This window comes from Trinickia sp., from assembly GCF_036503415.1.
In the GTDB taxonomy this organism is placed as follows: Bacteria; Pseudomonadota; Gammaproteobacteria; order Burkholderiales; family Burkholderiaceae; genus Trinickia.
The window spans coordinates 34,095-42,349 of record NZ_DASXWY010000085.1; the positions used below are offsets into that span (position 1 = coordinate 34,095).

11 protein-coding genes are annotated in these 8,255 nt (G+C 63.4%); 8 read left to right on the plus strand and 3 right to left on the minus strand.

Translation table 11 applies throughout. From position 1 onward, the window contains the following. Positions 1–19 precede the first annotated feature (19 nt). The 8 genes from VGL01_RS11835 (at position 20) to VGL01_RS11870 (ending at position 5,150) form a co-directional block, all read left to right on the plus strand. On the plus strand, positions 20–541 hold the full coding sequence (locus tag VGL01_RS11835) for a sigma-70 family RNA polymerase sigma factor (protein WP_331569460.1): 522 nt from the start codon (positions 20–22) through the stop codon (positions 539–541). Further along, entirely contained in the window at positions 538–1,353 is an 816-nt protein-coding gene (locus VGL01_RS11840; protein ID WP_331569462.1) for an anti-sigma factor, read from the plus strand. Before VGL01_RS11835 ends, VGL01_RS11840 begins: the two co-directional genes overlap by 4 nt. A gap of 139 nt (positions 1,354–1,492) precedes the next feature. Then, the gene (locus tag VGL01_RS11845; protein WP_331569464.1) at positions 1,493–1,864 is read left to right on the plus strand and encodes a hypothetical protein; all 372 of its coding nucleotides are present in this window, start codon (positions 1,493–1,495) and stop codon (positions 1,862–1,864) included. A gap of 143 nt (positions 1,865–2,007) precedes the next feature. Further along, positions 2,008–2,550: a DUF4142 domain-containing protein gene (locus VGL01_RS11850; RefSeq protein WP_331569466.1), complete on the plus strand. Its 543-nt coding sequence runs from the start codon at positions 2,008–2,010 to the stop codon at positions 2,548–2,550. A 1-nt stretch (position 2,551) separates the two neighbouring features. Continuing rightward, positions 2,552–2,911, plus strand: a complete 360-nt coding sequence (locus VGL01_RS11855; protein ID WP_331569468.1) for a cupredoxin family copper-binding protein — start codon at positions 2,552–2,554, stop codon at positions 2,909–2,911. Positions 2,912–2,927: 16 nt separating this feature from the next. Continuing rightward, a complete protein-coding gene (locus VGL01_RS11860; RefSeq protein WP_331569478.1) occupies positions 2,928–3,596 on the plus strand; it encodes an RNA polymerase sigma factor in 669 nt (222 codons plus the stop codon). Between the two features lie 140 nt (positions 3,597–3,736). Then, positions 3,737–4,501: an HAD family hydrolase gene (locus VGL01_RS11865; protein WP_331569470.1), complete on the plus strand. Its 765-nt coding sequence runs from the start codon at positions 3,737–3,739 to the stop codon at positions 4,499–4,501. 199 nt (positions 4,502–4,700) lie between these two features. Beyond that, a complete protein-coding gene (locus tag VGL01_RS11870) occupies positions 4,701–5,150 on the plus strand; it encodes a DUF4148 domain-containing protein (RefSeq protein ID WP_331569472.1) in 450 nt (149 codons plus the stop codon). A 36-nt stretch (positions 5,151–5,186) separates the two neighbouring features. Here the strand turns inward: VGL01_RS11870 and VGL01_RS11875 are convergent, their stop codons facing one another. The 3 genes from VGL01_RS11875 to VGL01_RS11885 form a co-directional block, all read right to left on the minus strand. Next, positions 5,187–6,110, minus strand: a complete 924-nt coding sequence (locus VGL01_RS11875; RefSeq protein WP_331569480.1) for a YncE family protein — start codon at positions 6,108–6,110, stop codon at positions 5,187–5,189. A 134-nt stretch (positions 6,111–6,244) separates the two neighbouring features. Next, on the minus strand, positions 6,245–7,429 hold the full coding sequence (locus VGL01_RS11880; protein ID WP_331569474.1) for a chromate transporter: 1,185 nt from the start codon (positions 7,427–7,429) through the stop codon (positions 6,245–6,247). Continuing rightward, the coding region (locus tag VGL01_RS11885; RefSeq protein WP_331569476.1) for a chromate resistance protein ChrB domain-containing protein at positions 7,426–8,255 on the minus strand (830 nt) is incomplete at its 5' end. The genes VGL01_RS11880 and VGL01_RS11885, both read right to left, overlap by 4 nt.

The following is an 8,255-nucleotide window of genomic DNA, read 5'->3' on the forward strand; positions in this document are numbered from 1 at the left end:
GACACGCGGTGACGCACGCGTGAGCTTCGAAGCCGACGTCATCGGCAAGCTGCCGCAACTGCGCCGCTACGCGCGCGCGTTGACGGGCGATGCCGCATGGGCCGACGATCTGGTGCAAGACGCGGCCGAACGCGCGCTCCTTCGCCGCAAGGCGTTCGAGCCGGGGAGCAACTTGCGCGCGTGGCTCTTCACGATCCTTCGAAACCTGTACATCGACCAGTTGCGTGCGCGGCGCGAGATCGCGGTGGACGACGAAAGCGCGCCCTGGCGCAACCTCGAGGCGCCGCGCGGCGAGGTCGACGGTCTGGTCCTGCGCGATGTCCAGCAGGCGCTCTATCACCTGTCGATGGAGCAAAGAGAAGTGATCCTGCTCGTCGGTGTCGAAGAACTGACGTATCAGGAAGCGTCGAACGTATTGGATATACCGATCGGCACCGTCATGTCCCGGCTTTCGCGTGCGCGGGAGCACATGCGGATGCTGCTCGACGTGGGGCCGGCGCATAAGCCGGCGCCCCTCAAAGTTGTGAGAAACAAGCCATGAACGACGACCATCGCGACTCCGGGCCGGAAGCGGGCAAAGCGGACAAAGCAGGTGAAGCGGGCATCGATTCGCAGATGCTCGGCGCGTTCGTCGACGGGGAGCTGAACGAAACGCATCGTGCAGCGGTGCTGTCGGCACTCGAGCGCGATCCCGAAGCAAAGGCACGCGTGGCCGCATGGCGAGCCCAAAAAGCGGCGCTCCGCGCCCTGTGCAACGCGCCGGAAGAGGGCGCCGCTCCGGTAATCGTGCTGCGCGCGCGCACCGCGTGGCCGCGGCGTATGGCACTTGCCGCGGGCTGGCTGGCCGCTGGGATCGCCATCGGTGTCATGGCCAGTACATTGATGCCCGAGCTGCGACGGCATCAGGAGCCGGCGACGTTCGCGCGTCGTGCCGATATCGCGTATGCCGTCTATGCGCCGGAAGTCCGTCATCCGGTCGAAGTCGGGGCGGGCGACGAGGCGCATCTGATGAGCTGGCTGTCGAAACGGCTCGGCAAGCAGTTGTCCGTGCCGTCGCTCCGGGAGTATGGCTACTCGCTCGTCGGCGGACGTCTGTTGCCGGGCGAAGCGGGGCCGGCCGCACAGTTCATGTACGAGAGTGCCTCGGGTGCGCGCCTCACGCTTTATGTCACGCGCATTCCCACTGATGAAACGGCGTTCAGGCTGTTGCGCGACGGCGATCGCCGCACGTTCTATTGGGTCAGCGATCACCTCGGGTACGCATTGTCCGGCCCGATATCCGAGGCGAAGCTGCGCGCGATCGCGATCGAAGTTTGCAGCGCGCTCGGCGGCAAGCCCGAATCGTGGCAATGACCAGATAAATTGACGGCGCATGGAATAGCGGCGCTATCGAATCCGTTTATCGCATGGATTGCGAACATCGGATGCAGATGATATGCAGCCGGCATTCGCCGATTCCACTCATGAGCTTTGCAATCGAACGGAGAACAACATGATCAAATCCCTCGCCTGCGTTGCCGCCGTGGCATGCGCCATTCCTGTTGCAGCACTTGCCGAACAACCGAAAACAGCCAACGGCATGCTCGTGGACGAAGACGGCATGACCCTTTATACCTTCGACGCGGACGCGAAGGCGGCGGACGGTGCGAGCGCATGCAAAGACCAATGCGCGACCATCTGGCCCGCAGCGAAAGCGGACGACTACGACAAAGCGAGCGGCAACTGGACGCTTGTAAAGACCGCGGACGGCAAGCAACAATGGGCCTACAACGGGCACCGGCTGTATCGCTTCACGAAAGACGCCAAGCCCGGCGACAAGAACGGCGACGGCGTCAAAGGCGTCTGGCATATCGCCAAACCCTGACGCGCGCGTGCCGCTGGCGCGCGGGACGGGTCGTCCTCAAAAAAAATGGGAACGCGCCGATCGGATAGGACATCTATCGGCGCATGGACGGCGAATCGGCTCATCGAGCCCAATGTCGCTGTCCGCTCACCCGGAGACCCAAGATGAAGCACATCCCATGCGCCGTGGCACTCGCTGTTTTCTCGCTGCTGGCGATCGACGCGCACGCCCAGCAAGCCGCCGCCGCTCCGACGGATCCGCAAATCGCCGCGATCGTCGTGACGGCAAACCAGGTCGATATCGATGCCGGAAAGCTCGCCGGCGCGCGAAGCCATAACAAGGACGTCAAAAGCTTTGCGCATCTGATGGTGACCGACCACAGCAGCGTCAATAAATCGGCGGTCGATCTCGTCCACCGGCTCAACGTGACGCCGGAGGACAATTCCACCAGCCGCGCGTTGAAGCAAGGCGGCGACGAAAACCTCACGAAGCTGAAGAAGCTCAAAGGCGCCGCATTCGACAAAGCTTATGTCGATCACGAAGTGGCCTATCACGAGGCGGTGCTCGACGCGATCGACAAGACACTGATTCCCGACGCGCAAAATGCCGACCTGAAGGCGTTGCTCGTCAAGGTTCGGCCAGCCTTCGTCGCTCATCTCGAGCACGCGCGGCAGCTTCAGACCGAGCTGGCGAACAACGGGGAATGACATGTCCTCGAATGCACGGCTCGCTCGCGCCGCAATATGTGCCGCTGTTTCGGCGTGGGTGTTGCTCGGCGCGCACTCAGCCCTGGCAGCGGAACATATCGTGACGATCGAGGGGATGCAATTTTCGCCTGCGTCGGTCACCGCCGAGGCGGGCGACGAAATCGTATGGGTCAACAAGGATCTCGTCGCGCATACCGCCACCGCCACGGGCCGTTTCGATTCCCGAACGATCGAACCGGGCCATCGGTGGCGCTATGTCGCGCGGGCTCCTGGCACCTATTCTTACAGGTGCACACTTCATCCGACAATGAAAGCGACCCTCATCGTGGAGAAAGGACATGAACGGCGCAACACGAAGTGACGCCGAAACGGTATTGATGTCGGCGCTCGGGCGGCAGCACGATGCCGCGCTCGCGCGGCTGATCGCCGCCGGCGATCGCACAGCGTTCGTTCAGATGATGCGACACCACAACCGGCGGCTCTACCGTCTCGCGCGAGCCGTCTTGCGCGACGACGCCGAGGCCGAGGATGCGCTGCAGGAAGCCTATCTGGCCGCCTACAAGGCTATCGGCGGATATCGTGCGCAGGCATCGCTTGCAACCTGGCTGTCGCGCCTCGTGCTCAACGAGTGCATGGGGCGGCAACGGCGCCAGGCGCGCCGGAACAACGTGGCGCCGATGTTCAGCATGACGGACAGCGACGGAACGGAGCATGACATGGCCGACACGGAGGGCGCGGATGCCCCTGACGAAGCATTGCAACGCAGTGAAATCCGCGCACTGCTCGAACGCAAGCTGGACGCTTTGCCACAGGCATATCGCGTCGTTTTCGTGCTGCGCTGCGTGGAGGAGCTCAGCGTCGAGGAGACCGCCCAGTACCTGGATATTCCGGAAGCGACCGTCCGTTCGCGCCATTTCCGCGCGCGCAGCATGCTGCGCGAATCGCTGGCGAGAGCGCTCGATCTTGCCGAGGGGGAGGTGTTCTCGTTCGGAGGCGCCCGCTGCGACCGTATCGTCGAGGCCGTGCTCGCGAAGATCGATCGTTAGTACGCTCGATCCGGCCCCGCGTCCGCCGATACATTCAGGGTTGCTTAACGATGCCCAAAGAAATCGTGAATTCCCTATGAGCGCGTGGCTGTCTATGCTTGGTGGCGTTTACTCGGGCCGGGCCACGACAGGAGACGCGCATGGACGCCTTGATTTTCGATGTCGACGGGACGCTTGCCGACACGGAGAGCGCTCACCGCGATGCGTTCAACGTGGCGTTCGCCGAGGCTGGGCTCGATTGGTACTGGGACGACGCGCTGTACACGCGGCTGCTCGATGTGGCGGGCGGCAAGGAACGCATCCTTCGTTATTGGCGCTGCATCGAGCCTGAAGAGGCGAACGGCGCCAAAGCCGCGGAAACCGTGGCAGCTTTGCATGCGCTCAAGACGAAGCACTACGCCGAGCGCGTCGGCCGGGGAGCATTGCCGCTGCGCCCGGGTATCGCGCGGCTGATCGCCGAGGCGAATGCGGCAGGTGTGCCTGTCGCCATTGCCACGACGACCACACCTGCGAATATCGATGCCTTGCTCGTCGCGCCGTTCGGGGCGAATTGGCGCGAACGCTTCGCTGTCATTTGCGATGGGTCGACTACGCCGGTGAAAAAGCCTGCTCCCGATGTTTATTTCGGGGTGCTCGATGCGCTCGGATTGGATGGCGGCCGCTGTATCGCGTTCGAGGATTCCGAAAACGGTGCCCGAGCGGCCGCGGCGGCTGGCATACCCACGGTGATCACACCGACAACCTACACGCGCCAGCATCGTTTCGTCGACGCATTGGCGGTGGTTTCGCATCTCGGCGAACCGGACGACCCCGTGCCCGAGCCGCTGGCCGATGCAACGCAGCGATATGTCGACTTGGCTCTACTACGGCGATGGCACGAATGCCGAGCGCGGGTTGCGCTTTGAGAATTTCACGGCGTGACTGTAACCGCGGCGCATAGGCCGGCGAATTAACAAGCAAGCAGCGCAGTCAAGCCCATGACGCCAGCCGATCGTGGCTGGCGTGCATCTCCCAGAGCCCGAACGCTGCGGGTCGCAGTCCGATCGAAGGACCGCGATGATCCAAACATCATGTCGTCGTTACCACGACGACCGGAGTCCCACCATGAAACCTTCATTTCGCACTGCGTCGCTGCGTTCTGCGCTCGTCGCGCCTATGTTCGCGCTCGGTGCAGCCGTCTTCGCACTACCTGCCGTCGCCCAGAGTAACGACGCGTCGCACGCGCAGATTACCCGCGCGAGCGTCAGAGCACAGCTCGAGGAGCTTGTCGGCGCGGGCTACAACCCGCGCGACTGGTACCACTATCCCGACAATTTGCAGGCGGCGCAGCGCGTCGTCGATCAGCGGCATACGACCCTCGCGCAGTCGGATGCTCCGATGAAAGCGATGAGCGGGGATACGCCGACAAACGCGGCAACGTCTGATCAGAGCAGCGAATCCATGGGCGGTGTTGCTGCCGGGAAATCGGAAGCGGGCTCGCCAGCGGATGCCGGCATGACCGCGCGGCGGGCTTGCGCCGTCGGACCGGAGTGCTCAGCCTTTTACGGGCGTTGAATTTCGACTCGGGCGGATACGATCCGCCCCCGTCGCTTACCGCGCCTCCATGACCCGCAACACGGGGTGTCCGTCGACATTCTTGAGCGGGAAATAGGCGCGGTGGGTCGCCGGATCCACCGCGACGACATGTGCATTCGGTCCGACCCGCCCTTCGCCGATTTTTCTCACATCGGCGCCTTTCACGCTGAACATCGAGACGACGCCTGCCTCTCCCGCGACGTACAACGTCCTCGATGCCGTGTCGAACGCCAGCACGTCTGGGGCGCTGCCGACGTCGAACGATCGGAGAACGCGCTTCGAACCCATGTCGAAGACCAAAAGCTTGTCATTTCCCTCGCACGCGATGAACGCGATGCGATCCTGGGCGTCGATCAATAATCCGTGGTTGCCTTTTGCGCCCGTCAGAGGGACGCGGGAGATCACGCGATCCGTCGCTGGATCGATTTCGACGAGCTCATTGCGTGTCTGCACATTGACGAAGACATGACGCGATATCGGGTCATACTGGCTGTTGCCGGCTTCGCCGCCGAGCGCGATCGTCGCCACACGCCGTTCGGTCCGAGTGTCGATCGCCGTCTCCGTTTCGCCAGTCTCGTCCGACACGTAAAGCTTGTGCGCGTCAGTGGCATAGGCCATGCCGTCGGGGTAGCGACCGCCCGGTATACGCGCGACGATCTTTAGCGTGGCTTCGTCGATTGCGACGATTTCGTTCGTTCCGGTGGCCGAAGCGTACACGCGAGACTGCTCGGGAACGACAAGCACACCGTGTACCGACGAGACGTCGCCAACGCGCCCGAGTACGCGCGATGAAGCGACGTCGAAGACGATCACCTCTCCATCGCCGAGGTGCGCGATAAATAGCTGGCGGCGGGTGGGATCGTAACTTTCATAATCGAGACGGGTCGTCCGACCGGGTAGTCGAATGTCAACGACGTGCTCGAGCGGCAGATCGCCCATCGGCGGTTTGTCTGCCGCGGCCGAGGCGCTCCCTGCCGGCAGGCCTGCGCCGACCAGCGTCACGCATAGGCCAAAAAGCAGCACGAGGCACCGGCGCGAGCCAGCCAGCCTGTTCGTTCGCGCAAGGGGCGGCATCAGAAGGCGTGGGAATGAACGAGCGGATAAACCACAAGACCCACGAGGGCGGCCGCACCGACCACGACCGGTTCCTGAAGTTTCTTGAAGCGCCATAGCAGGGCGATCGTCGCGAGGCCAATGAGGAGGGTAGGCACATCGACGATCGAACGTTTGGCAATCACGATCACGGAGCCCGTAATGGCGCCGACCGCCGCTGCCGTAATACCGTCCACGAACGCTTTCACGCCTGGCAGGTGGCCGTACTTCTTGAAGTACGGCGCCGGGATCACCGTGAACAAATAGCACGGCAGGAACGTGCCGAATGCCGCGACGAAAGCGCCGGGCAGGCCGGCGACGAGATAACCGATAAAGCCGACCGTAATGACGACCGGCCCCGGTGTGATCATCGCGACGGCGACTGCATCGACGAACTGCTTGTCGTTGAGCCAATGGTGCTCGGTCACGACACCACCGTAAAGGAACGGCACGATCGCAAGGCCCGATCCGAACACGAACGCGCCGGCCTTCATGAAAAAGCCCCCGAGCTGCGCAAGCAGTGGCCAATCGAAGCCGGAAACGACGCTGGCCCCCGCAGGGAGATTCGCCGCTGCGATCGCATGGATACCGCCCTTATGCAACCATTTCGGCGGAGCGCGCCAGAGCCAACCAATCAGTCCGCCGGCGATGAACAGCCACGCGATCTCGGATTCCGTGACGAACGTGACGATGGCGAGCGTCAGAAAGATCGCCCACAGGAGCTTGTCGTTGCCGACCGTCTTGATCGTGAGCTTATAGGCGCTCATGGCGATGATGCCGACGACGGCGGCACCCACGCCATAGAACACCGCCTGCATCCACGATAGGCCGCCAAAGTGCGCGTAGGCCCAGCCCAGCGCCACCACCATCAAAAACGAGGGTAGGACGAATGCAAACCCCACGAGCGTTGCGCCGAGAATTCGGTAATGCACATAACCGAGATAAATGGCCAGTTGCGCGGCGAGCGGCCCAGGCGCGAGCTGCGCGAGTGCCAGGCCCTCCTTGTAGTCCGATTCGGTGATCCAGCCGAGCCGTTCGACGAGGTCGCGGCGCATGTAACCGGCCAGCGCCACCGGGCCGCCGAAGCCGAGCGTGCCGAGCCGCAACATGTATCTGACGAGTTGGACCAATGTATAGGTCGGTGCTGCAGTGGCCACCGTGCTCACGAACCTCTCCCAATGTCTTTTTCGGCGCTCGCCGCGAAATGCGTATAGAGCGCGTCCAATACCGCCCCCATCTGCTCGAGCAATTGATTGTCGTCGTCCACGCGCTGGCGGGTGCCCGACATCACCGCCTCGAATCCGACTGCTTCGGGGGCGGCCGGCCCGCCCACGTCGAGCGCATGCACGATTTCGCCCAGTCGCAGCAGGGCCGGATCCTGGTCCAAGCCGAAACTCGCGAGCAGGACCTCGAAGGTGACCCGCTCGCCCACATGCGTGAACGCCGCGCCGTCGAAGTCGAAACCGAGTGCATCGGCCGGGCATTCGTCCGGCGATGTCAGCCATACGAAGCGCGCATCGGAATCGATGAAGCGCCGAATGAGCCAGGCACTGGCCACGCGATCCACCCACATTCGTCGGCGCGTGGCCCAGATACGGCTCCGGTACTGATCGCGTGACAGGAGGCGGATGGGGTGTTCGGCAGGATGTGGCTCACCGGGCGAGAGCACGGTATCGACGAGCGCGACGAGGTCCTGCCACGCGACTTCGGCGCGGGTGGCGGCATCGTCCGGGAAGTAATCGATTGCCCGAATGGTCTCGTAATCTTTGCGCATGCGTCGCAGCAAACGCGTCAATTCAGTCGCCGACTGACCCTCGATGGTTCTGCGCGCCTCCGCCAGCGACCGGATGAACGCGTCGTAGTCGCTTTCGCGGTCGAACAACGCGCGGAACGCCTGTTCCTGAGACGCATCGAGGCTCGGCGCGCGCAGCAGGTGGGCGGTGCCGCCGCTCTCGGCGATGGCGTCGGCCAGCTCGCGCAACATGTCTTCGT

Bases quoted from the DNA above. Each gene is read 5' to 3' on its own strand.
- VGL01_RS11840 (WP_331569462.1), top strand. From the start codon at position 538: ATGAACGACGACCATCGCGACTCCGGGCCGGAAGCGGGCAAAGCGGAC.
- VGL01_RS11845 (WP_331569464.1), top strand. From the start codon at position 1,493: ATGATCAAATCCCTCGCCTGCGTTGCCGCCGTGGCATGCGCCATTCCT.
- VGL01_RS11850 (WP_331569466.1), top strand. From the start codon at position 2,008: ATGAAGCACATCCCATGCGCCGTGGCACTCGCTGTTTTCTCGCTGCTG.
- VGL01_RS11860 (WP_331569478.1), top strand. From the start codon at position 2,928: ATGTCGGCGCTCGGGCGGCAGCACGATGCCGCGCTCGCGCGGCTGATC.
- VGL01_RS11870 (WP_331569472.1), top strand. From the start codon at position 4,701: ATGAAACCTTCATTTCGCACTGCGTCGCTGCGTTCTGCGCTCGTCGCG.
- VGL01_RS11865 (WP_331569470.1), top strand. From the start codon at position 3,737: ATGGACGCCTTGATTTTCGATGTCGACGGGACGCTTGCCGACACGGAG.
- VGL01_RS11875 (WP_331569480.1), bottom strand. From the start codon at position 6,110: ATGGGCGATCTGCCGCTCGAGCACGTCGTTGACATTCGACTACCCGGT.
- VGL01_RS11855 (WP_331569468.1), top strand. From the start codon at position 2,552: ATGTCCTCGAATGCACGGCTCGCTCGCGCCGCAATATGTGCCGCTGTT.